General features: G+C 70.3%; 15 protein-coding genes and 1 pseudogene. 10 read left to right on the plus strand and 6 right to left on the minus strand.

The annotated features are described in order from the left end of the window. Positions 1-32 precede the first annotated feature (32 nt). Both ACZ5VQ_RS33570 and ACZ5VQ_RS33575 read right to left on the minus strand, forming a co-directional pair. Positions 33-650, minus strand: a complete 618-nt coding sequence (locus ACZ5VQ_RS33570) for a dihydrofolate reductase family protein (protein ID WP_469108241.1) — start codon at positions 648-650, stop codon at positions 33-35. 109 nt (positions 651-759) lie between these two features. Further along, positions 760-1,404 (minus strand): DUF6629 family protein, encoded by a 645-nt coding sequence (locus ACZ5VQ_RS33575; RefSeq protein WP_469108242.1) that lies wholly within the window; start codon positions 1,402-1,404, stop codon positions 760-762. Between the two features lie 185 nt (positions 1,405-1,589). Between ACZ5VQ_RS33575 and ACZ5VQ_RS33580 the strand changes: the two genes are divergently transcribed. Beyond that, on the plus strand, positions 1,590-3,347 hold the full coding sequence (locus ACZ5VQ_RS33580; RefSeq protein ID WP_469108243.1) for an acyltransferase: 1,758 nt from the start codon (positions 1,590-1,592) through the stop codon (positions 3,345-3,347). Here the strand turns inward: ACZ5VQ_RS33580 and ACZ5VQ_RS33585 are convergent. Further along, complete coding sequence (locus ACZ5VQ_RS33585) at positions 3,317-4,231, minus strand: endonuclease/exonuclease/phosphatase family protein (RefSeq protein ID WP_469108244.1); 915 nt, start codon at positions 4,229-4,231, stop codon at positions 3,317-3,319. The two genes, ACZ5VQ_RS33580 and ACZ5VQ_RS33585, sit on opposite strands and share 31 nt — an antisense overlap. An 87-nt stretch (positions 4,232-4,318) precedes the next feature. Then, positions 4,319-6,052: a phospholipid carrier-dependent glycosyltransferase gene (locus tag ACZ5VQ_RS33590; RefSeq protein WP_469108245.1), complete on the minus strand. Its 1,734-nt coding sequence runs from the start codon at positions 6,050-6,052 to the stop codon at positions 4,319-4,321. Between the two features lie 227 nt (positions 6,053-6,279). On the opposite strand from ACZ5VQ_RS33590, the gene ACZ5VQ_RS33595 reads away from it, so the two are divergent. Next, positions 6,280-7,032, plus strand: coding sequence for an NPP1 family protein (locus tag ACZ5VQ_RS33595; RefSeq protein ID WP_469108246.1), 753 nt, complete (start codon positions 6,280-6,282; stop codon positions 7,030-7,032). 19 nt (positions 7,033-7,051) lie between these two features. Here the strand turns inward: ACZ5VQ_RS33595 and ACZ5VQ_RS33600 are convergent, their stop codons facing one another. Beyond that, positions 7,052-7,936, minus strand: coding sequence for an alpha/beta fold hydrolase (locus ACZ5VQ_RS33600; RefSeq protein WP_469108247.1), 885 nt, complete (start codon positions 7,934-7,936; stop codon positions 7,052-7,054). Between the two features lie 353 nt (positions 7,937-8,289). Here ACZ5VQ_RS33600 and ACZ5VQ_RS33605 point away from each other — a divergent pair. The 5 genes and pseudogenes from ACZ5VQ_RS33605 to ACZ5VQ_RS33625 all read left to right on the plus strand — a co-directional run. Beyond that, positions 8,290-9,129, plus strand: a pseudogene (locus ACZ5VQ_RS33605) (ThuA domain-containing protein); the annotation flags it as partial. A 188-nt stretch (positions 9,130-9,317) separates the two neighbouring features. Beyond that, positions 9,318-11,183 carry an AMP-dependent synthetase/ligase gene (locus ACZ5VQ_RS33610; protein WP_469108248.1) on the plus strand — a complete coding sequence of 622 codons (1,866 nt, stop codon included), beginning with the start codon at positions 9,318-9,320 and terminating at the stop codon, positions 11,181-11,183. 62 nt (positions 11,184-11,245) lie between these two features. Beyond that, positions 11,246-11,851: a hypothetical protein gene (locus ACZ5VQ_RS33615; RefSeq protein WP_469108249.1), complete on the plus strand. Its 606-nt coding sequence runs from the start codon at positions 11,246-11,248 to the stop codon at positions 11,849-11,851. Between the two features lie 163 nt (positions 11,852-12,014). Continuing rightward, positions 12,015-15,053 carry a glycosyl hydrolase gene (locus ACZ5VQ_RS33620; protein ID WP_469108250.1) on the plus strand — a complete coding sequence of 1,013 codons (3,039 nt, stop codon included), beginning with the start codon at positions 12,015-12,017 and terminating at the stop codon, positions 15,051-15,053. Between the two features lie 322 nt (positions 15,054-15,375). Next, a complete protein-coding gene (locus tag ACZ5VQ_RS33625) occupies positions 15,376-19,215 on the plus strand; it encodes an nSTAND1 domain-containing NTPase (RefSeq protein WP_469108251.1) in 3,840 nt (1,279 codons plus the stop codon). A gap of 159 nt (positions 19,216-19,374) precedes the next feature. Here the strand turns inward: ACZ5VQ_RS33625 and ACZ5VQ_RS33630 are convergent, their stop codons facing one another. Next, on the minus strand, positions 19,375-19,899 hold the full coding sequence (locus tag ACZ5VQ_RS33630; RefSeq protein ID WP_469108252.1) for a pep a2: 525 nt from the start codon (positions 19,897-19,899) through the stop codon (positions 19,375-19,377). Between the two features lie 303 nt (positions 19,900-20,202). Between ACZ5VQ_RS33630 and ACZ5VQ_RS33635 the strand changes: the two genes are divergently transcribed. The 3 genes from ACZ5VQ_RS33635 to treS all read left to right on the plus strand — a co-directional run. Then, a complete protein-coding gene (locus ACZ5VQ_RS33635) occupies positions 20,203-20,505 on the plus strand; it encodes a DUF5133 domain-containing protein (RefSeq protein WP_469108268.1) in 303 nt (100 codons plus the stop codon). Between the two features lie 121 nt (positions 20,506-20,626). After that, entirely contained in the window at positions 20,627-22,681 is a 2,055-nt protein-coding gene (locus ACZ5VQ_RS33640; RefSeq protein WP_469108253.1) for an alpha-1,4-glucan--maltose-1-phosphate maltosyltransferase, read from the plus strand. Continuing rightward, the coding region (gene treS / locus ACZ5VQ_RS33645) for a maltose alpha-D-glucosyltransferase (protein ID WP_469108254.1) at positions 22,678-23,939 on the plus strand (1,262 nt) is incomplete at its 3' end. The genes ACZ5VQ_RS33640 and treS, both read left to right, overlap by 4 nt.

The following is a 23,939-nucleotide window of genomic DNA, read 5'->3' on the forward strand; positions in this document are numbered from 1 at the left end:
CCTCCTTGTCGGTGAGCCGCCGGACAGCGGCCCTACGCGCCCGAGTCGAAGGTGCCGTACTGGGGCAGGCCCGTCGTCTCGTAGATCTGGGACGTCACTCCGCTCGGTGTCGTCTCGCTGCGCAGCAGCCGCAGCCCGGACGGCTCACCGTTCTCCGGGAAGAGCCGGCGGCCGCTGCCCACGACCACCGGCGCGATCATCAGGCGTACCTCGTCGACCAGCCCGGCGGCCAGTAGGGAGGCGCCCAGGCGGGCGCTGCCGTGGATCTGGAGTTCGCGGCCGGGCTGCCGCTTCAACTCGGCGACCTGGGCAGGCACGTCCCCGGAGAGGATGGTGGTCGGGTCCCAGTCGGCCGTGGTCAGGCTGTGCGAGGCCACGTACTTCGGCAGGCCGTTGAGCTTGGTGCCGATCGGGTCGTCCGGGTCGTTCATCTTCGGCCAGTCCCTCGCGAAGTTGACGTAGGTGCGGCGGCCGAACAGGAACCCGTCCGCCTCGTCGAGCCAGCCCGTGACGATCCGCATGTACGCGTCGTCCAGGTGCGGCACGAGCCAGCCTCCCCGCGTGAACCCGTCGCTGGTGTCCTCCTCAGGGGACCCGGGCCCCTGCGCCACGCCGTCCAGCGACAGGAACTCCTGCAGAATCAGTCTCACGGTGAACTGCCCTTCGTCGGTTCGAGGCGCTCGCCGCCTCCGGCCAGTACCGACTGTGCGCCGCGCCGAAACTCATCGGTCCCTGACAGGCCGCTGCCACGGGCCGCCGTCACCGTTCGGCCGACACGCTGTGAATGCCCGGTGACACGGACCGCCCGCGCACCCAGCCGTACATCACCACCGAGCACACCGCCGCGAACGCGCACCACGTCGAGACGAACTCCAGCTCCCACAGCGCCCAGCAGACCACCGCGCCGACGGCGACCAGGACGCCCAGCAGTACAAGGATCCGGTCACCGGAGAGCAGCAGGGAGCCGACCGTGGCCAGCAGGTAGCCCGTCACGAGGAGTTCGGCCTGAGGCAGATCGATGACGTATCCGACGGTGTGGCCGCGGATATCGGCGGTCACGGAGTGGGTGGCGAGGTTGTACGAGAGGGTCGCGGCGGTGGCGAGACCGGCGGCGAGCGGGATCATCAGCCGGCGGCGGGCACTCGGCGGCACCGCGCACAGTACGGCCACCGGTACCCACACCGCCAGCAGCGGAAGCGCCATCGCCGCCCAGGCCACGGTGGCGGGTCCCGTGCCTCCCCCGGAACGCCAGACCAGGGACTCGACCACCTGATGAGCCCCGAGCAGCAACGGCAGCCCGGCCAGCGGAAGGTCACCCACCCTGCGGGTCCGCGCCACGCAGGCGACTCCGACGGCGGCGATGCCGCAGCCCGCCACGAGATCGGCCGTCGCGCTCCAGCACATCACGCCACCAGGTGTTTCGTCACTCGGGGTCCGGCCTTGCGGTGACACGCTACGGCCCGGCCGGCCGACGCCCGCGCTGACACGACCGCCATGCCCCTGACCGGCGGCGGGACCGGCAGGGCCGGCGGCGGATCGACGGCAGAAGGATTGCCGGGGCCAGTAAGCGCTCTCTAGACTCGCGGGAAATGAACTCGGAAAGCTCGGTGGACGACTCCTACTTCGACTACTGCCCCTGGGACTTCGTCCTTCGTGCGTCCGACGAGCAGCGCGCCGCACAGGCGGCACTGCAGAAGCGACTGGCCGACGGCGGCGCGAGCTTCGGACCGTCCTCCTACGTCTCCCCCGCCGCCGGGGTGTTCACCGACGTCCTGCGGCTGGGCGAGAACTCCTACATCGCCGGGCACGCGTACGTCACCGGCGAAGTGACGGCCGGCGCCGACTGCTCGGTCAATCCGTACGCCACCGTGCGGGGCCGCGTCATCCTCGGGGACGGTGTGCGGATCGGCGCGCACAGCTCACTGCTCGGCTTCAACCACGGCTTCGCTCCCGACCGGCCCGTGCACCGGCAGCCCCTCACCAGAAAGGGCATCACCGTCGGCGACGACGTGTGGATCGGCTCGAACGTCGTCGTCCTCGACGGGGTGACGATCGGCGACCACTGTGTGGTGGGCGCGGGCGCAGTCGTGACCAAGGATCTGCCGCCGTGGACGGTTGCCGCCGGGAACCCGGCCCGCCCGCTGCGCGACCGCCGTGGTCAGGGCTCCACGTCATCCGGAAACGGGGTGAGGCAGGGCGGTCCGCAACGCCTGGGGGAGGCAGTCGCCCGCTTCGCGGACCGGGCCCGGAGCCAGGCCGCCGACCTCCTCGCCCGTGGCTGGGACGCGGACACGGGCCGCTACAGCGACCGGCCCGGAGCGCCCGAGACCGTCCGCGCCCACTGCGACGCCGTCGAGATCGCCGATCTCCTCCTGCGCTCGCATCCACCGCAGCTGTCCGCCGCCGAACACGCCGAGCGCCTGCGTGCGCTCCAGGACCCCCACAGCGGGCTCGTGCCCGAACTCGCCCCGGACGGCGGTCGCGGCGTGCTGCCCGCCCCGGCGCCGGACGGCTGGATCGACGACGGCACCGCGGAGTACCACGTGCTGTCCGTGGGCTACGCGCTGGACCTGCTGGGCTCCCGTTTCGCCCATCCGGTCCACGTCGTACGTCGCATGACGGCCGATCGGCTCGTCGCGCGCCTGGACTCGCTGCCGTGGCGGGCCCGGGCGTGGTCGGCCGGTGCGTGGGTGGACTGCTGGGCGACCGGTGCGCACCGGAACCTGGAACTGGGGGCCGAGGCAGGCGCGCCCGGCGCGCTGGAGGCGCTGTTCGGCTGGCTGGGCACCCGGGTCGATCCCTGGACAGGGATGTGGGGCGAGGCCGCCTCCCCCGCCGCGGGCCGGCTGCAACTGGTCAACGGCTACTACCGCCTGACGCGGGGCTCGTTCGCGCAGTTCGGGCTGCACGTGCCGTATCCGGAACGGGTGGTGGACACCGTGCTCGCCCACGGCGGTGATCCGCGCTGGTTCGCGGCGGGCCGGCAGAACGCGTGCAACGTGCTGGACGTGGCGCACCCGCTGTGGCTCGCCGGGCAGCAGACCCGCCACCGTGCGGCCGAGGCGCGGGCCTGGGCCGAGGAACAGCTGGCCCAGGCGGTGGAGCGCTGGCGGGACGCGGCCGGCTTCGGGTTCGGCCCGCCCGGCGAGGGCGGTTCGGGTCCCGGTCGGGACCCGGGTCTCCAGGGCACCGAGATGTGGCTGGCGATCATCTGGCTGCTGGCCGATCTGGTGGGTGTGGCGGACCGGCTGGACTACCGGCCGCGCGGCGTCCACCGCCCGGAAGCCGCGCGCTCACGCGCACAGCGGATCCCTGCTCAGCCGATCCCCGTCGACAACTCGCTGTAGTAGAAGTCGTGGTCCGAGTGGCCGGTCGGTCGGGTGCCGGTGTCGGCCCAGCGCGCGGCACCCCGCTCTCCCCACACGAACAGGTAGTCGAGCTTGCGGCCGTCGTCGTAGGTCGGAAAGGCGAACGGCGGCCCGGACTCACGAGGGCCGCTCGCCTCGATGCCGTCGTACATGACGTCCAACTCCGGTGCGTCGGGCGGGGCGTTCAGGTCACCGGCGATGATGAGCGGGCCGTCCGCACCCAGCGTGTGCGAGCCGTCCGGTTTCCAGCCGTGGCGGATGAACGCGGCCTGGGCCTCCCGTTCGCGGTCCTTTGTTTCGCCGACGCTCAAGTGCGTGCTGCACGCGGTGACTTGGGGACCCGAGGGGCCCTGGTGTCCGGCAGCGCGGACGACGGCGCAGATGATCCCCCGTTCCCCACCCCTGTTGTCCGGGTTCGGCAGCAGGGCAGGTGGCAGGATCTTCGTGGCCGAGTGGAACAGGATGGCGTTGCCGTACGGCTGGCCGTCGGCGCAGTCCGTACCGGTATCGATGAAGGCACTGCGCAGGCCCAACTCCCGGGCGAACCTCTCGCCTTGGGCCTCGCAGACCTCCTGGAGGCCGATGAACATCCAGCGGTCCATGCCGCCGCGCCTGAGGTTCCTGATGGCGTCGGCTTCTTCTTTGATCCAGTCGCCGGCATCGCCTCGATGGCCGATGTTTCCGTAGATGTTGAAGGTGCCGACGTAGTGGCCCTGGGTGACGTTCGGTCGGGCGGCCACGTCGGGTGCGGCGGCCGCGTCGGGTGCGGCACCACTTCCCGCGGGGAGTGCCACCAGAACGCACAACAGGGCCAGCACAATTGGCCTGGCCCCGCCGCGTCTCCTCGTACGACGCGTTGTCATGACATCGAAGATACCGTCGTAACCTGTGACCCGGTCAGGCCAGAGTGCCAGATGTGAATGGCCCAGTCCCCCATGGCAGTTGGGCGCTCAGCGGCGTCGGTAGAGCGTGATCGAGTGGCCGACCTCGTCGAACGGTGTGCTGGTGTCGAGGAGCGCGGCCAGCCTGCCGTCGGCCTTGGCCGCCGAGGAGTTGGACACGACGAGCAGCCCGTGCACCTCGCCCAGCGGGGCCTTCAGCGGGTTGGCCGCGTTGATTCCGTAGTACGAGGGCACACCCGCGCCCTTGTAGACGAGCCACACCCGCTGACCCGGATGGTCACGGTGGAGGCGATCGCCCAGGCGGCCGAGATCCTGGCCCCAGTCGACGTTCGAGTCGTGCAGCCGCAGATGGGTCTTCGACGGCCCGCCGAACGCCTCGTTGGAGTACGGCAGGTAGTACGGAAACGTCCGCAGTGAACTGACGGCCACGAAGCACACCAGCGCGGCCGTCACGCCGTACACCCACCGGCGGCGCAGGAGCGTCACACCGGCGGCGGCGACCGCCGCGAACATCGGTACGAAGATCGCGTACCGGACGCCGAGGTCGCGGGCGCCGTTCATGGACACGGCAAGGAGCAGGCCCGCGGGGACGAGTACGTACGGTGCCGCGGGCCGCAGCCGACGCAGCGCCAGGACCGCGACGGCGCCGGCGGTCCACAGGACGAGCATGCCGAGCGGTGTCTTCACCAGGAGCGCGGCCGGCAGGTAGTACCAGAGCGATCCCTCGTACAGACGGCCGAACAGGAAGCCCTGCCAGATGTCGTACTCGAAGCCGAACTGGATGCGCATGCCGTCCCGGTACGCCTCCGGGAACGGCAGCCACGCGGCGATGCGGCCGCGCATCCCGCGGATGTCCGGCACGTTCTCGGGCTGTGCCCAGCGTAGCCGCGGGTCGACGACGAGGTAGGTGGCCCACACGACGGCGACCGCCACGAGCGCCATGCCGACGGCGGCCGCGGCGCCGTACGCGAGGATCCTCGTCCGTTCGCGAGCGTCGAGCCCGGGTGTCCTGCGGGCGTACCAGAACGACAGGACGGCCAGCAGCATCAGGACCGGAACCACCGCGAGCATGCTCATCTTCGTGGCCACGGCCGCGCCCAGCGCCACCCCGGCGAGCGGGAGGCAGAGGTACGGCCGTCGCCGTGCCCGCCACAGGAGCCAGACGGAGGTGAGCAGGAAGCCGGCCGCGGGGACGTCGAGCGTGGCCAGCGATCCGTTCGCGATGACGTCCGGCGAGAACGCGTACAGGGCGAGGGCCACCAACCCGCCCGCCGGACCCGTGAGATCGCGGGCGAACGCGAGGACGACGAGCCCGAACAGCAGCGTCAGCGCGATCACCGGGAGCCGTGCCCACAGCAGGAGCCGCTCCGGGTCGTTGCCCGACTCGTACAACACGCTGCGGCCCAGGGCCATCTGGCTGCCGACGAAGCCCGAGTCGAGGTGCGCGTCGGTGAACACCAGCCCGGAGGCGATGATCAGCTTGCCCAGGGGCGGGTGTTCGGGGTTGTAACGGAGGCTGTGCTCCTTGAGGTAGACCTCGGCCGTGGCCACGTACACGGGCTCGTCGATGGTCGGGATCTGTTCGACGGCCGTGGTGACCATCGCGACCGCCATCTGGGCGAGGAGCGCGACGACGGCCAGCACGTACAGCGAACGCCGGTGCCGCAGAAAGCGCTTGAGTCGATCGGATCGGCCTGGCCACCCGCCCGTTGCCGTCGATACGGGCAGGTCGGGCGCGGTGTGCTCGTCACCGTCGAGCCCGGTGATTCGCGGCGCGCTCATGGGGCCCACCTTCCCATCAACCCCACCCTCCGTGGCGCTCTTTCCCGACGCGGGGCCCAAGTGTTGGGCGGTCCTTCACCAATGTGACGCCTGCGACCTCTTGGCACGCGAGTGAAAACCCGGGACCCTGAACTGCACATGTCACAAAGGGCGTTGGCCTGCACAGGGCCGATCAGGAGGACACTTTGAACGGCAGACCCGCATCGAAGCTTTCCGGATCCCGGCGTGTGCGCCGGAGGTCACTCGGCGTCCTCGCGGGCGCCGCCGCTCTGGTCTTCGTCTTCCCGTCCACCGCCCTGGCGGCCCCGCCCGGCGCACTGCCCGCCAACGCCGACGGACTGGACCAGACGTTCCAGCCCGCCTACGACTACGACACGGACGGCTGCTACTCGACGCCCGCGATCGGCCCCGGCGGCGTCGTCAACGGCGGCCTCAACCCGAGCGGTGCCCTCAACGGCCAGTGCCGCGACGCCTCGGACCTCGACAACACCAACGGCTACTCGCGCTCCAAGTGCAACAACGGCTGGTGCGCGATCGTGTACGCCCTCTACTTCGAGAAGGACCAGGCGCTGGCCGGCAGCAGCCTCGGCGGGCACCGGCACGACTGGGAGCACGTCGTGGTCTGGGTGCAGAACAACGAGGCCCAGTACGTCTCGACCTCCAACCACGGCTCGTTCACGGTTCACAACCGTTCGGCGATCCGCTGGGACGGGACGCACCCGAAGATCGTCTACCACAAGGACGGGATCAGTACGCACTGCTTCCGGGCCGCGACCGCCGGCGACGAGCCGCCGGAGAACCACAAGGGGACCTGGCAGTACCCGCCGCTCGTCGGCTGGACCGGCTATCCCGCAGGCGTGCGCGACACGCTGACCTCGTACAACTTCGGCAGTGCCACGCTCGGCATCAAGGACAGCACGTTCAACTCGCACCTGTCCTCGGCCAAGCCGTCCGGGATCGCGTTCGACCCCAACGCCTGACCCATCGCCTGACCTGACGTCACACGGAAGGCCCGCCCCCGTCACCCGGGGACGGCGACCTCCCGGCCCTGCCGGGAGCGTCGCCGTCGGGGCGGGCCGGCAGGACCCGGGCGGCGAAGCCGACGACGTCCTGGACGACCCGCTCCGGCTCCTCCCAGTACAGAAGGTGCCCGGCGCCCTCGTACACGACGAGGGCCGAGCCGTGGATCGCGTCGAGGATCCGCTGCTGGTCGGCGCGCGGCAGCACGCCGTCCGCGTCGCCCCAGAGCACGAGCGTGGGTACGAGGATTCCCCGCAGTGTCGCGGCGAGGTCGGCCTCCAGCAGGCCGCTCATGGTCTCCCGCCACACCCGTGCGGGCACCTTGAGGTTCTCCTCGGCCATCGTCGCCAGGAGCCCGCGGCCCAGCGGCCGGGACGCGAGGTCGCCGAGCAGGTCCTCCACGAAGGCGCGCGGCACGGGGTCTTCGAGCGCCTGGATCCTCTCCCACAGGGCGGTGATGCCGGGCTTGTCGGCGAGCGTCGCCGGGACGCCCACCAGGACGAGGCCCGCGACCCGGTCGGGATGGCTGCCTGCGACCATCCGGGCGGCCACCCCTCCGCTCGACGCCCCGACCAGGACGGCACGAGGGATGCCTGCCGCGTCGAGGAATTCCACCAGGTCGTTGGCGAAGTCCTCCGGCCGGTAGCCGTCGGCGGGCCGTTCGGCGTCGCCGTGGCCCCGCTGCGTGGGGGCGTATCCGTGCACCGCGGCGGGGAGCTGCCTGAGCAGCGGTTCGAACGTCCACCAGGAGTCCGCGAGGCCGTGCACGAAGACCACGGGAAGGCCCTCCGGATAGCCCGCCTCGGCATAGGGGAGCGCGGGCCCGCTCCGCAGCTGGGCGGACTTCACCGCGATCGTGCTCACGGCGGCCCTCCTGACGTCGGTCGGCCCCCTCGCACGCGGACGCGCGGGGCGGCGCCACGATCTCTTTCATCGTAATGACGGGTGCGGCGGACCGCCCGTCCACGGCTGGACGGTCCGCCGCTCTCCCGACTGCTTTCCAGTTTCTTCCCTGCGGCGCCCTCGGGCTGCTTCTCGGCGGCTCCTCCGGGCGTGCCGTCTTCAACTCCTTTCGGGCGTGGGGCGATTTCTTGCTGTCTTCGCTTCAGATCTTGACGAGCTTGGTTCAGACCTTTAGGTTCACCGATCGCCGAGGTTCCACCCATGCGCTCAACGTTCACACTCATGAACTGATCGCGAACAGGAAGGGACGTTCCATGCTCGGAATCAGGTCCTCCGGTCCGGCGCGCGTCACTCTGCGGGTCCTCGCCCTTCGGGTCCTCGTACTGCTGGCCACTCTGCTGGGCCTCGCCGCGCCACCCGCCCAGGCGGCCTCCACGGCGGCCCCGTTCAAGGTGCTCGCCCTCTACAGCGGTACGTGGGACGCCGCGCACATCAGCTTCGTCCGCGAGGCCAACCAGTGGTTCCCCGCCCGGGCCGCCGAGAACGGCTTCACCTACACGGCGAGCACCGACTGGAACCTGCTGGCCAACGGAGGCGTGAACGCGTACCAGGTCGTGCTGTTCCTCGACGAACTGCCACAGACCGCCAACCAGCGGGCGGGCTTCGAGCGGTACATGCGCGGGGGCGGCGGCTGGCTGGGCTTCCACGTCTCGGCGTTCACGACCGAGGCGCAGAAGTGGCCCTGGTACCACCAGCAGTTCCTCGGCAGCGGGAACTTCAGGTCCAACACCTGGGGTCCGACGACCGCCGTCCTGCGGACCGAGGACCGCACGCACGCCTCGACCAGGAACCTTCCTGCCACCTTCACCTCGTCGGTCAGCGAGTGGTACAGCTGGTCCAACGACCTACGGCGGAATCCGGACATCAAGATCCTGGCCTCCGTCGACGCAAGCAGTTTCCCGCTGGGCACTGATCCCAACCAGACCTGGTACAGCGGGTACCACCCGATCCTGTGGACGAACGCGAAGTACCGCATGCTGTATGCGAACTTCGGTCACAATGCGATGGACTACGCGTCCAACACCCCGCTGTCCTCCACGTTCGCAAGTGCGACCCAGAACCGTTTCCTGCTCGACGGACTGAAGTGGCTCGGCACCACCTGAACCATCCTTTCCCGAAAGGACATCAAGCCAGGCGTTCGACGGTTCGTGCTACACCCACCGCCGCCGTGGGCTAGATTTCGAACGCCTCGATTCCGGACTCCATCGGAGGGGCGCTCTGCGCGGAATTACTGGAGCGGCACATGCACCCCTTGGAAGTTGTCAGAACGGCTCCGCCATTGATGCAGGGAGGGCTCGCGGACAGTCTCTTCGAGACGGCTGAACGCGATCCCACCCTGTCCCAGCTGGCCCGCCGTTCGGACGCCGCTCCGGGGGCCTGGGAACCGGTGGCCGCGATCGAGCTGCGGGACGAAGTCGTGGACGTGGCCCGGGGCTTCATCGCGGCCGGGATCTTCCCGGGCCACCGCGTGGCCGTCATGGCGCGCACCCGCTACGAGTGGACCGTGCTGAGCTACGCGCTCTGGTCGGTGGGCGCCGAGATCGTGCCGATCTACCCGACGTCGTCGCACGAGCAGGTCGGCTGGATCCTCAAGGACGCCGGCTGCGTCGCGGTCGTGGTGGAGGACGAGCAGGGCATCATGACGGTCGGCTCCGTGTGCGCCTCGCTGCCGACCCTGCAGCACGTCTGGCAGCTGGACTCCGGAGCCCTCACCGACCTGATGGAGCAGGGCCGGTCGGTGCCCGTCACCACCGTCGAGTCGATGCGCCGGATCGTGCTGCCCGACTCGACCGCGGTCATCGCCTACACCTCGGGTACGACGGGACCTCCCAAGGGATGCGCCCTGAGCCATCGCAGCCTGGCGAGTTCCTGCGACACCCTGCTGGCCGGCTGGGGCCACACGGTGGCGCCTCCCGGGCAGCAGCCGGCCATCCTCGCCTTCCTGCCCTTCTCGCACGTGTACGGCCTCATGATCCAGGGGCTGTGCATGCGCGGCGGGATGCTGATGGGGCACGTGCCCGATCTGCGCGACGAGACGCTGTCCGCCGCCCTGCTGTCCTTCCGCCCCACGTTCCTCTACGCCGTCCCGTCCGTCTTCGAGAAGATCTACAAGAACTTCCTGCGCAAGGCTCAGGAGGCGGGCCGCGGCGCCCTGTTCGAGCGTGCGGTCCGCACGGCGCAGGACTTCGCAGCGGCCTCCGAGCGGCACCGGCTGGGAACGGGTCCGGGCCCCGGTTTCGATCTGCGCCTTCAACACGCCCTCTATGAAAAGACGGTGTACCGGAAGCTGCGTGCGGCGCTGGGCGGAAGAGTCCGCGGCGCTGTGTCGGGCGGCTCGCCCCTCAACCGTGAACTCGCCCTCTTCTACTCGGGAATCGGCATTTTCGTCCACGACGGATACGGGCTCACGGAAACCAGCGGAGGAATTACGGCCCAACCCGTGGGCCGGGAGAAATTCGGAACCGTCGGACGCCCCCTGCCCGACATGGAGGTCCACGTCGCCGAGGACGGGGAGATCCTGGTGCGGGGCCCCGCGGTCTTCCAGGGCTACATCAACGACGAGGCGAGCACCCGGGCCGCACTGCACAACGGCTGGCTGGCCACAGGCGACATCGGCCGGATCGACAGCGAGGGCTATCTGAGCATCACCGGGCGGAAGAAGGACATCGTCATCACGAGCAGCGGCAAGAGCGTGGCTCCCGCTGCCCTCGAAGAGCGTCTGCGGGTCCATCCGCTCATCCATCAGGCGGTCGTCGTGGGCGACAACCAGCCCTGTGTGGGAGCTCTGATCACCCTCGATCCGGATTTCCTGGCGCACTGGCGCTCGGTCCTCGCCATACCGGGCGAGGTGCACGACCGCGAGATGCGCGAGGAGAACGCCCTGCGCGAAGAGGTCAAGCGTGCCGTCGCCGCGGCCAACAGCACCGTGTCGCGCTCGGAGTCGATCCGCGTGTACCGCGTGCTCCCCGAGGCGTTCGACCTCGCCAACGGCATGCTCACCCCCTCGATGAAGCTGCGCAGGGACGCCATCGCGCAGCGCTACGCCGCCGAGATCGAGGCCATGTACCAATCGTCGTCGCGAGTCCCCCGTAGTCTCTCGACCGCCGATCCCTACAGCTGGGACGACGCGGACAATGTCTTCAGGTGAGCCACCGGGTTCAGCTGAGCCATTCGTACGACGCCTGACGTGGTCAGGTCCGGGAGACAGACATGCGACGAGTACACGGGGTCCGGCTGCCGCGGTTGGCCGGCGCAACGGTCCTCCTGGGGGCCGTCGTGGCCTGTGGGAGCACTGAGGCGGGGGCCGGGGACGCCTCACCCGGCCCCGACACCGCCCAGGCCTCCCCCACCTCCCGCTCCTCGCCGTCGCACGCTCGCTTCGTCGAGGAGATCGAGTGGGCCGACGGGCGCCGCGTGGGCATGTACTACGCGGCGAAGCGCGGGCTCATGGAGCAGCACCAGGACACCGCGGGTGGGGCGTGGAGCAAGCCCAGCCTGGTCCACGCGACCAAGTCCGATCCGTGCCAGAGCATCACGCTCAAGGCGTTCGACGGCGGTACGGTCGCGGCCATCGCGAACTGGGGTCCCTACTGCTCCGACGGTGAACCGCCGATGGAGTCCGTCGCCGCGGTCGGCACCAACAACCTATCGAAGTGGGACACGAAGCTCACCAAGGAGTTCGACGGCTGGGAGAAGGTCGAGGCGTCGGCCGACAACGAGCAACTGACCTTCGGCCGCAACTCGACCGAGTGGCTGACCCGGCTGCGCTGGGGCCGGACGGACGGCTTCGGCGAGGTGGAGGAGACCCGCCGGTAGGTCCCGGCGCCCTTCAGCGGCGGCTCTCCTCAGGAATTTGCGTCGTGCACGCTTCTTGACGCCTCTTGATCGAGAGACTTACTTTCGCAGCGATTAAAACGATTCAACCAGCAGGCCCCTCAGGGGGGTCTCTTCGTGCTGCCCTCCGGGAGTGACAGGAACCATGGACGACCTCACCGCAGTTCACCGGACGGGCATTCCGCGCCGTACGCTGCTCGCCGCCGCGGCGACGACGGCCGCGGCGGGTGCTCTCACCGGGGCACTACCCGGGAGCGCCGCGGCCGCTTGGGCCGCCTCCGCCTCCTCTGCCTCCTCTGCCTTCTCTGCCTTCTCGGGTTTCGCCGAGCCGGGCCGCGCGGTGCGGCCGAAGTTCCGCTGGTGGTGGCCCGACGGCCTGGTGCGGCCCGACGAGATCAGACGGGAGGTCGACCAGATCGCCGACGCGGGCTTCGGCGGCGCCGAGATAGCCGCCGTCCACCACAGCGTCGCCGACCCGTCGGTGCTGGACACCGAGCGCCACGGCTGGGGCAGCCCCTCCTGGGTCGCCGGTGTCGAGGCGGCGCTGGGCCAGGCGGCCCGTCGCGGCCTCACCATCGATCTCACCGTCGGACCCGCGTGGCCCGCCGCGGTTCCCGGCATCACCCCGGACAGCGAGGCCGCCGTCAAGGAACTCGCCCACGGGGCCGTCACGTTGGCCCCTGGTACCGCCTACTCCGGCCCTGTCCCCGAGCCCGTCCACGAGGCGGCGTCCGGCGTCACCGAGCGACGGCTGCTGCTGGTTCAGGCCGCGCGGGTGAACACCGCGAACTCCACCCGCAAGGAGACCGGCCTCGACCAGGACTCGGTCCGCGACCTCACCCCCACCGTCTCCGACGGCACGCTCGGCTGGACCGCGCCCGACGACAGCACCTGGGTCCTGATCGCGTACTGGGTGCGCGGCTCCGGCCAGACACCGGAGGCCGGCCCGCACACCGACCCGCCCTCCTACGTCGTCGACCACTTCGGCGCGGCCGGCACCCGAGCGGTGACCGACTTCTGGGAGGCCCACCTCCTCACACCGGCGATCCGCCGTCTGCTGAAGGTCTCCGGCGGCGCGCTCTTCGAGGACTCCATCGAGCTGGAGACCGACGGGCTCCAGTGGACGCCGGGCCTGCCCGACGCGTTCCGCGAGCACACCGGCCGCTCCCTGCTGCCGCTCCTGCCCGCCGTGATCCTCGACAACAGCAACCAGGTCTTCGCCTTCGAGGCCGCCGCCACCCGCCAGATCCGGCACGACTTCTGGGAGACGGTCTCAACTCTGTTCAACAAACACCATGTGGGGGCTCTGCGCACCTGGGCCCACTCGCTCGGCCTCCAACTGCGCTCCCAGCCCTACGGGTTGCAGACCGACGCCATCGCCTCGGCCGCGATTCTGGACATCGCCGAGGGTGAGTCCCTCGGCTTCAAGAACCTCGACGACTACCGCTGTCTGGCCGGCGGCCGTGACATGGCCGGGCACACCGTGCTCTCGTGCGAGGCCGGCGCCTACTCCGGCAGCGCCTACAGCACCACCTGGCAGCGGTTCCTGCGCACGATGGGCGGCGCCTACGCGGCCGGGGTCAACCAGACCGTCGTACACGGCTTCTCCTACGCCGAGCTGCCGGGCGTCAACTGGCCTGGATACGCGGCCTTCACCCCGTACAAGGGCACGGCCGGCTACGGCGAGTCCTGGGGACCCCGTCATCCGACCTGGAAGCACGTGCCGGACGTCTCCGGCTACCTGGGGCGGGTCCATCAGGTGCTGCAGAGCGGCCGGGCCAGGGCCGATGTGGCGGTGTTCCGGCAGACCGGCTACACCGCCACCGGCATCGGCGCCTCCTGGTTCACCGCCACGGGCATCACCCTGGGCTGGACCCATCAGTTCCTCAGCGGCCCGCTGCTCGACCTGCCCTCCGCCACCGTGCGCGGGGGACGGCTCGCACCCGACGGCCCGGCCTACAAAGCTCTGTTCATCGAGGGCGACTTCTTCTACGGCTCCACGGCGACCCTCGCCCTGCGGGACGCCCGCGCCCTGCTGCGGCTCACCCGCGCCGGACTGCCGATCGTGCTGCTCGGAGCGTGGGAGACCGTCGTACCGTCCGGCATCCCTGACAGCGGCGAGACCGACGAACTGCGTTCGGTCGTCGCGGAGTTGCTCGCCCAGCCGCGGGTCCGTCGCGTCACCGACAAGATTGCGGTGCCGGCCGCCCTCACCGAACTCGGCGTATGGCCCGACGTCGGGTACGCGTCCGCCTCCACCCTCCTCAACACCCACCGGGTGGCCGACGGCGTCGACTACTACTACCTCTGCAACGGCAAGCACGCCGAGACCGTGAAACCGCCGGTAGCCGCCGTCGACCACGACGTCACCCTGCATCGCACCACGGCCGAGGGAGTGCCGTATCTGCTGGATCCGTGGACCGGCGGAGCCGAGCGCGTCGCCCGCTACACCGAGGACGGCGACACGGTCACCGTGCGGGTCGCCCTCCAGCCCGCGGAGACCCTCGTCGTGGCGATCGGGCGCCCCGGTCTCTTCGGCGACCGCAACGGCCACCGCCCCCACGCGGTCGGCAGCGAGGCCGACGAGGTGCGCTTCACGGAGGCCGGACTCACCGTCCGCGCCACGGCGGCGGGCACGTACCGGACCGTGCTGTCCCACGGACGCACGGTGCGTACGTCCCTCAAGGGCATCCCCGAGCCGACGGAACTCACCTCCTGGCGCCTGCGCGTACAGGACTGGCGGCCCGGCGCCACGGCGACCAGGACCACCGTCGTCGAGCACGACCTGACCCTGGACGCCCTGGTGTCCTGGTCACAGATCCCGGGACTCGCCGACGTCTCGGGCATCGGCCGCTACCGCACCACGGTCACACTCGGCGACGCCTGGACGGGCGGCCGTGGCGCACGCCTCGAACTGGGCGCCGTCACCGACACCTGCCGGGTCACCGTCAACGGCCACCGACTCGACCCGGTCGACCAGATCCACCCGGTGGTGGACCTCGGCGGTCTCCTCCGCCGCGGGCAGAACGTCATCGAGGTCGAGGTGGCGACCCCGCTCGCCAACCGGCTGCGGGTCAGCGACCCCGGGGTGTACGGCGGCCTGGCACGGCAGGCGTACGGGCTGATGGGGCCGGTACGCCTCGTGCCGTACGGAGAGGCTCGCGTCGGTCCGCTCGCGCTCTAGGTGCTCGCCGTGGTGTCCCGGGAGGCCGGAGTTCCCCCGACCCGGCCTCCCGGGACCCCGCTCGCCCGGCGCTGTCCGCCGTCCGGCGTCGGCGGGCCGGCAGCGTGGAACGCTCCCCCGTGCTCCCCCGTACGTCCACGTGGATCACGCCGGCCCGCCATGACCTCAGCTTTCACGGTCGGGGCATTGTCCGGCAGACCCCTGTCGCCACTTCAGACAATTTCGTGGCGCGAGTGGTGCGTTCTCGCCGTGCCCCTTTCCCCAGCGCCGTCAGGATTCGTAGCGTGCGGGTCGACAGACGCACACGGCGACGGGGGATGCGATGGGACGTCGTGAGCGGCCGCTGGACCCGGCCGAGGGACCTGTCGCGCAATTCGCCTACGAGCTGCGGAAGTTGCGTCGGGAGGCGGGCGGGATCACCTACCGCGCGATGGCTCGGCAGGCGCACTACTCCCCGGCCACGCTCGCGCAGGCGGCGGCCGGAGAGCGGCTGGCCTCGCTGCCGGTGGCCCTCGCCTATGTCGAGGCGTGCGGCGGGGACCGCGACGAGTGGGAGCGACGGTGGCACCGGGCCGCCCAGGACACGGCCGAGGAGAGCCGTGCCGCCGACGACGACGCGGAGGCGCCCTACCCCGGTCTGGCCCGCTTCGACGCGAGCGACAGCGAACGCTTCTTCGGCCGCGACCATCTCGTCGGCCAACTCGTCGACCTGGTCCGGGACAAGGACTTCGTCGTCCTGACGGGCCCGTCGGGCAGCGGCAAATCCTCACTGCTGCGCGCGGGCCTCATCCCGCGCCTCCGGAAGACCGACCCGCCGCGTGTCCGGCCCGCGACGATCCGGATCCTCACCCCGGGAACGCACCCGGCCCGCACCCACGCCGACGTCCTGGATCCGAGCACCACCCGCTCCGGGACCGTCATCGTGGTGGACCAGTTCGAGGAGGTCTTCACCCTCTGCGCCGACCCAGCCGAGCGAAAAGGCTTCCTCGACCTGCTGTTCACCGCCGTCCGCCCCGAACACGGCATTCGTGTCGTCGTCGCGGTCCGCGCCGACTTCTACGGCCACTGCGCCCGGTACCGCCGACTCGCGCAGGCCGCACAGGAGGCGACGCTCCTGGTGGCTCCCATGAGCACGGAAGAGCTGCGCGAGACGATCGTGAAACCGGCCGCACTGGGCGGTCTGATCGTCGAACGGACGCTGACCTCACGGATCATCGCCGAGATCCAGGACGAGCCCGGTGGCCTGCCCCTCATGTCGCACGCCCTGCTGGAAACCTGGCGCAGACGCCGGGGCAGAGCACTGGGCGAGGCCGCGTACGACGCCGCGGGCGGCATCCACGGGGCGATAGCCCGCACCGCCGAGGATCTCTACGAGAGCCTCACCGGCCGGCAGGCCGACACCGCCCGTCGCATCCTGCTCCGCCTGGTGAGCCCGGGTCAGGGGACTGCGGACACGCGCCGTCCGACCCGGCGCACGGAGCTCACCGCGCTGGGCGGCCACGCGGACGCCGACACGGATGTCGTACTCGAACGACTCGCCCGCGCGCGTCTCATCACGCTCGACGAGGACACCGTCGACCTGGCCCACGAGGCAGTCCTCACCGCATGGCCCCGGCTACGTACCTGGATCGACGAAAACCGTGAGCGGCTCAGGTCCCAGCACCGGCTCACCGAGGCGGCGGCCACCTGGCGGGACCTCGGGCGGGACGCGGGCTCCCTCTACCGGGGCGTGCGACTGTCCACCGTCGAGGAGCAGTTCGGCGCCACGGACGATCTCACCCCGCTGGAGCGGGAGTTCCTCGACGCCGGCCTCGACGCCCGCCGGGGTGAGCTGCGGGGCCGCAGGACCCGTACGGTCGTCCTGTCCGTCCTTGTGGTGCTCAGCCTCGTCGCGGCACTCGTCGCCTGGCAGCAGAACCAGTCCGGCGAGCGGCGGCGGATCGAGGCGGAGGCCCGTCGGCTCGTCGGAGTCGCGGAGGGTCTGCGCCTGTCCGACCCGGCCACGGCGATGCGGCTCAGCCTCGCCGCGTGGCGCGTCGCCGACCTTCCCGAGACCCGCTCCGCGCTGCTCGGCGCCGCGGCGCAGCGCAGCCAGGACGTGTTCACCGATCCCGACGGCACCGACGGGACCATGCGGCATCTCAGCGCCGACGGCCGCACTCTCCTCAGCGTCGGCAGCGGTCAGGTGACCCGGTGGGACGTGGAGACGCGTCGGCGTGAGGCCACCTGGCCGGGGCTCGGCGACGCGGCGAAGGACGTGGGGTTCGTCCGGGCGGACGCGTCGTGGATCCCCGAGTTCGACAAGGGAAGGGTCGTGCTGCGAAACCTCGCCACCGGACGTCGCAAGGGGAAGCCGCTGGGCGTCGCCGACGGCGGCGTCGAGATGGGGGCGAGCGGTCGCAGCCTCCTCGTCTACCACGCCGAGGGGTCCGAGCGCCGGGTGCAGCTCTGGGACGCCCGGTCCCGGCGGAAGCTCCTGGAAATCGCGCGCGACACGGACGCGAAGGCGGACGCTGCGACCGGCGCCCAAGTGGAGTGGGCGAGGCTCACGGCGCACATGAACCGGCAGCAGAAGGACGGCCGGGGTACGGCTCTGACGGACGACCCCGCCTTCACGGATGCCACGGTCAGCGCGGACGACCGTCTGCTGGCCCTGTGCCTCCCGGGCGAGCGGTTCGAGTTGTGGGATGTCGCCGAGAACCGTCGGATACCCGCGCCCTGGCTGCCGAAAGCCACCATCGAGCAGTGCGTCAAGGAACGGATCGGGTTCACGCCCGACGGCCGCTATCTGGGACTGATCGACGCCACCGGATTCCGGGCGTGGGACGTCGCGTCGGGCAAGGAGCTTCCCGCGGTCGCGTACCCCGGTCTGAAGATCGCTCAACTCAGTGCGGACGGCGCCTTCTTGGTGGCGTCGGACGGCGAGGAGATCCTGGTCTGGCGGATGGACTCACCCGACTTCCCCGTCGTACGGCACCAGTTGGCCGGTGAGACCGTCCAGGAGATCAGGGTGGACACCGAGGCCGGCATCGTCCGGTACCTCGGCGGTCCTGAGGGCTCATGGGGGCCGGCCGTCCACACGCTGAACGTGGGCAGCGCGGTGAACACCCGCTGGGAGCCCTCCCCCGCCCTGGCCGTCGAGTTCGCCCCGGACGGCAGGACTCTTGCCGTCGCCGACGTCGGCGAGGACGGGAAGCACCTTCGGTTCCGCGTGCTCGACGGACGTACGGGACGGCTGCTGGCCGAACCTCCGCCTCTGCCGTGCCCGGCCCCCTCGGAAGATGCGGCGTTCGGAGGCTGCGACGCCCTGCTCGCCATCGATTCCACCGGCAAGGAACTCGCCTACGGCGTGGTGAACTTCGTGTCAGGTCCCCCCACGACCAAGGTGTCCCTCTACGACATTCCGCGACGGCGCGTCACCACCACCCTCGGCACCGATGAGGTCGGCGTCGAAGCGCTGTCGGACATCGCCTTCGACGCCGGGGGCCGGTCGCTGCTCCTCTCCCCGCTGCCCGGGTCCGTACCCGAGTCCACCCGTATCCGGGACCTGCGCCGCCGGACCACGGTCGGCACGCTCCCCGGCTCCGTCGGCGCGGTCACCTCGCATCCCGACGGCGACCTGCTGGTCACCGCGCGCGGGCAGGCGTACCGCATGCCCGCGGGCACCCTGCTGCCGTCCGTCAGAAGCCCCGGCAAGTCCACCGCTCTGGCGTTCAGCCCCGACGGGGATCATCTGGCCGTCGGTGACGGCTCCGGCCGGGTCGTGCTCTGGGACGGGCGGCTGGGCCGACGGCTCGGTGTCCTCGCCGACCCTGACACGACCACCTACCAGTACGTGTCGGCCCTGGCCTTCTCCCCCGACGGCCGGACGCTCGCCGTCGCGGGTGACGAGGGCACCCTGCAGCTCTGGGACGTCTCCTCCCGCCGACGGATCGGATCCCCGCTCGTCACACCGGGCGACACCGTCCGCGCGCTGGCGTTCGGCCCCGACGGCGGCACGCTCTACGCCGCCGGGGACCACGCCCCCTTGCAGACGTACGAGATCACCCCGGACCGTGCGGCACGGACCGTCTGCCGCCGCGTGACCACAGGGCTCTCGCGGGACGACTGGGACCGCTACGTCCAGGACGTCGCCTACAGACGGAGTTGCCCGAGGACATAGACGGACCGGGCCTGCCTGGACGGATCTCCGGGCTCCCCTCTCCTGTCGGGGAGCTCTGGTGAGCAACGCTCTGTCGGGGAGCCCTGGTGAGGAACGCCACCGGCCCGCGACCGCCTGAGCGGTTGCGGGCCGGTGCGGCGTTCTCCGCAAGGGCCGGATCTACCCGGAGGCCGCCGCGACGACCTCGGCCTCGATCGAGCCCACGGGCATGGAAATCGCCATCGCCGGTACGGGCATCTCGCGGGGCGTCCGCCGGGCCTCGCGCAGACTGGGCGCGGGACCGGCCGGGACCAGCGGGGCGCGCTCGATGGCGCGGGCCCGGCGCGAGAACCAGACGATCTTTCCGCCGGTGTCCGTGCCGCAACAGCCCCATCCGTCGCTCAGCGCGGCGATGCGGGCCAGGCAGCCGGGCGTGGCGGACTCCGGATGCAACCCGCCGTCGCTGTCGGCGACGGCGGTGATGAGGTGATGGCCGTTCCACCACATCTCGATGGTGGTGTTCTTGTCGGCCGCGTACTCCCCGATCGAGCGGAGCAGCACTTCGGCGCAGTGACAGACGGGCTCGACGAGGTTCTCGAGGTTCCAGTACCGGAGATGGGCGGCCAGAATGCGCCTGACCTGGTCGACCCGCTCCGGACTGACTTCCACGTCGAGGTGGTAGTAGCAGGGCACTACGGTCTTCATCGTCGTTGGCTCCTCACCGGCGAAGCTCTTGCTCCTCCTCGCCCCTGCGGGCCGAGCCCCGAACACGAAGCGTGAGCAGTGATCGCTTCTGAGTCAGTCCCAGAGTGGGAGCGGTACTCCATTCGTGCAACACGAGAGCGCGCCGGATGTAGTTGAAGCGACAACAGGACGTTGAGTGTTACCACGTGCACCATGGGTAAGGGCGTCGGCCGCTGTAGTCGGTCGATGCCCCTCCGCGCACGGGCTTCACGCACGATCCGGGCGAACCGTGCGCATTCGAGGGAGTGGAAGGTGACCAGTGAAATGCTGCTGCCTGCCAAAGCCGAGGTCGCCAGGCATCTGGAGCTGTACCGAGCCTGGGAACGCATGATGCTCGCGGCCCCCGCCGACCGTGCGGCGCGGGGCAATTTCGAGGACACGGGCTACACGCTGTGCGTGCTGATGGGCAAACGCTGCGCGCGGGAGGCCGTCCACGCCGCCGAGCGTTACCTGTCGGTCGGGCCGGTCGGACGCCGCCGGGACCGGGCCAAAGGCGGCCCTGCCGACGGCAGACGGTCCGGCAGGTCGGGCCGGTCGGACGGTCTCGCGGCAAGCCCTGTGGCGTAACGGGGCCTCCGACAATGCCGCCGCCCGGCACGGACCGGGCGCGGGAGCGGCGAGAACAGCGCGAACGGCGAAGAACGCAAGCACAGCGAAGGAAACGCAGAAGACGACGGAGGTGAGATCCATGACCGACAACCCGGCCGACGGCCGTGTCCCCCCTGTTGGCCGCGTGCCCATCGTCCCGATCGGCCGCGTCCCTGTGGTGGATGTCCGACCGGCCGTCGACCGCGGCACCCGCCCGGCGAAGGCGGTCCCGGGCGAAACCTTCCAGGTCACCGCCACCGTCTTCGGCGAGGGTCACGACGCGGTCGCCGCGAACGTCGTCCTGCGCGATCCGGACGGCCGTACGGGCCCCTGGACCCCGATGCGCGAACTGGCCCCCGGCACCGACCGCTGGGGCGCCGACGTCACCCCCGGAGCGGTGGGCGACTGGGTCTACTGGGTGGAGGCCTGGTCCGACCCCGTGACCACCTGGCGCCACGCCGCCGGCATCAAGATTCCGGCGGGCATCGATGTCGGGCTGGTTCTGGAGGAGGGCGCCGAACTGTACGAACGGGCCGCCTCCGGAGTCCCGCACGAGGCCGGCCGAGCGGCGGTACTGACCGCCGTGGACGCTCTGCGCGACGAGTCCCGGCCGCCCATCGCCCGCCTGGCCGCCGCCCTGACCCCGGACGTGGACGCGGCGCTGGCGGACCACCCCCTGCGGGAACGGGTCTCCCGATCGGCCCCGCTGCCCTTGCTGGTGGAGCGGGAGCGGGCGCTGTACGGCTCCTGGTACGAGTTCTTCCCGCGCTCGGAGGGCGCGGTGGTCGAGGACGGCAGGCCGCCGGTCACCGGCACGTTCCGGACCGCGGCGCGACGGCTGCCGGCGATCGCGGAGATGGGCTTCGACGTGGTGTACCTGCCACCGATCCACCCCATCGGCACGACCTTCCGCAAGGGCCCCAACAACAACCTGTCGGCAGGCCGTCAGGATGTCGGTGTCCCCTGGGCGATCGGCTCGCCGGAGGGCGGGCACGACGCCGTCCACCCCGACCTCGGCACGATCGACGACTTCGACGCCTTCGTGCGTACCGCGGCGGAGCTGGATCTCGAAGTCGCCCTGGACTTCGCACTCCAGTGCTCACCGGACCACCCCTGGGTGGAGAAGCACCCGGAGTGGTTCCACCACCGTTCCGACGGCACGATCGCGTACGCGGAGAACCCGCCGAAGAAGTACCAGGACATCTATCCGATCGCCTTCGACAAGGACATGCCCGGGCTGGTCGCGGAGACCGGGCGCATTCTGCGGTTCTGGATGAGCCATGGTGTACGGATCTTCCGTGTGGACAATCCACACACAAAGCCGGTGCTGTTCTGGGAGCAGGTGATCGCGGACATCAACCGCACCGACCCCGATGTCATCTTCCTGGCCGAGGCGTTCACCCGCCCGGAGATCATGCATGCCCTGGCACGCGTCGGTTTCCAGCAGTCGTACACCTATTTCACGTGGCGCAACACCAAGGAAGAACTGACCGAATACCTCACCGAACTCTCCAGTGACGACGTCGCCGCGTACATGCGTCCCAACTTCTTTGTGAACACCCCCGACATCCTGCCCGGGTATCTCCAGCACGGAGGCCGGCCGGCTTTCGAAGTACGGGCCGTTCTGGCGGCGACCCTTTCGCCGGCCTGGGGCATGTACGCCGGATACGAGCTGTGCGAGAACACTCCGTTCAGGGCGGGCGGCGAGGACTATCTCGACTCGGAGAAATACCAGCTGCGGCCCCGGGACTGGGAGTCGGCCGAGCGTGACGGACGCTCCATCGCACCTCTCATCGGTTCCCTGAACCGTGTCAGACGGCAGCACAGCGCACTGCGCCGGCTCAGGAATCTCCACTTCCACGGCACCGACAACGCCGCGGTGATCGCGTACAGCAAGCACGACGAGTCCGACACGGTTCTGGTGGTCGTGAACCTCGACCCTCACCACACCCAGGAGGCCACGGTCTCGTTGGACATGCCACGACTCGGCCTCGACTGGCACGAGTCGATGCCGGTGCGCGACGAGCTCACCGGCGAGACCTACCACTGGGGCAGGACCAACTACGTACGCCTTACGCCCGGCCGCCGGCCCGCGCACGTACTGACCGTCCTGCGACCGTCCTCACCGCCAACCGGAGGGTCACCCACACCATGATCGTCAACGAGCCCGTCCCGGACACCTTCGAAGACACCCCGCAAAAAGACCGGGACCCGGAGTGGTTCAAACGCGCCGTCTTCTACGAAGTCCTCGTCCGCTCCTTCCAGGACAGCAACGGCGACGGCATCGGCGACCTCAAAGGCCTCACCGCCAAACTCGACTACCTGCAATGGCTCGGCGTCGACTGCCTCTGGCTGCCCCCCTTCTTCAAATCCCCCCTGAAAGACGGTGGCTACGACGTCTCCGACTACACGGCGGTATTGCCGGAATTCGGTGACCTCGCCGACTTCGTCGAATTCGTCGACGCCGCCCACCAACGCGGCATGCGCGTCATCATCGACTTCGTCATGAACCACACCAGCGACCAGCACCCCTGGTTCCAGCAGTCCCGCACCGACCCCGACGGGCCCTACGGCGACTACTACATGTGGGCCGACGACGACAAGCAATACCCCGACGCCCGCATCATCTTCGTCGACACCGAAGCCTCCAACTGGACCTTCGACCCCGTCCGCAAGCAGTACTACTGGCACCGCTTCTTCTCCCACCAGCCGGATCTGAACTTCGAGAACCCCGCCGTCCAGCAGGAGATCGTCTCCGCGCTGCGGTTCTGGCTCGACCTGGGCATCGACGGCTTCCGCCTGGATGCGGTGCCCTACCTGTTCGCGGAGGAGGGCACCGACTGCGAGAACCTCCCCGCCACCCACGAGGTCCTCAAACGGGTGCGGGCCGAGATCGACGCCCACTACCCCGACACCGTCCTGCTCGCCGAGGCCAACCAATGGCCCGAGGACGTCGTCGACTACTTCGGCGACTACAGCGCCGGCGGCGACGAATGCCACATGGCCTTCCACTTCCCCGTCATGCCGCGCATCTTCATGGCCGTGCGCCGCGAATCCCGCTACCCCGTCTCGGAAATCCTCGCGAAGACCCCGGCGATCCCGTCCGGCTGCCAGTGGGGCATCTTCCTGCGCAACCACGACGAACTCACCCTCGAAATGGTCACCGACGAAGAACGCGACTACATGTACGCGGAATACGCCAAAGACCCGCGCATGCGCGCCAACATCGGCATCCGACGGCGGCTGGCCACCCTCCTGGACAACGACCGCAACCAGATCGAACTCTTCACCGCCCTGCTGCTCTCCCTGCCCGGCAGCCCGATCCTCTACTACGGCGACGAGATCGGCATGGGCGACAACATCTGGCTCGGCGACCGCGACGCCGTGCGCACCCCCATGCAGTGGACCCCCGA

The sequence above is a fragment of the Streptomyces sp. NPDC033178 genome (genome assembly GCF_055577685.1).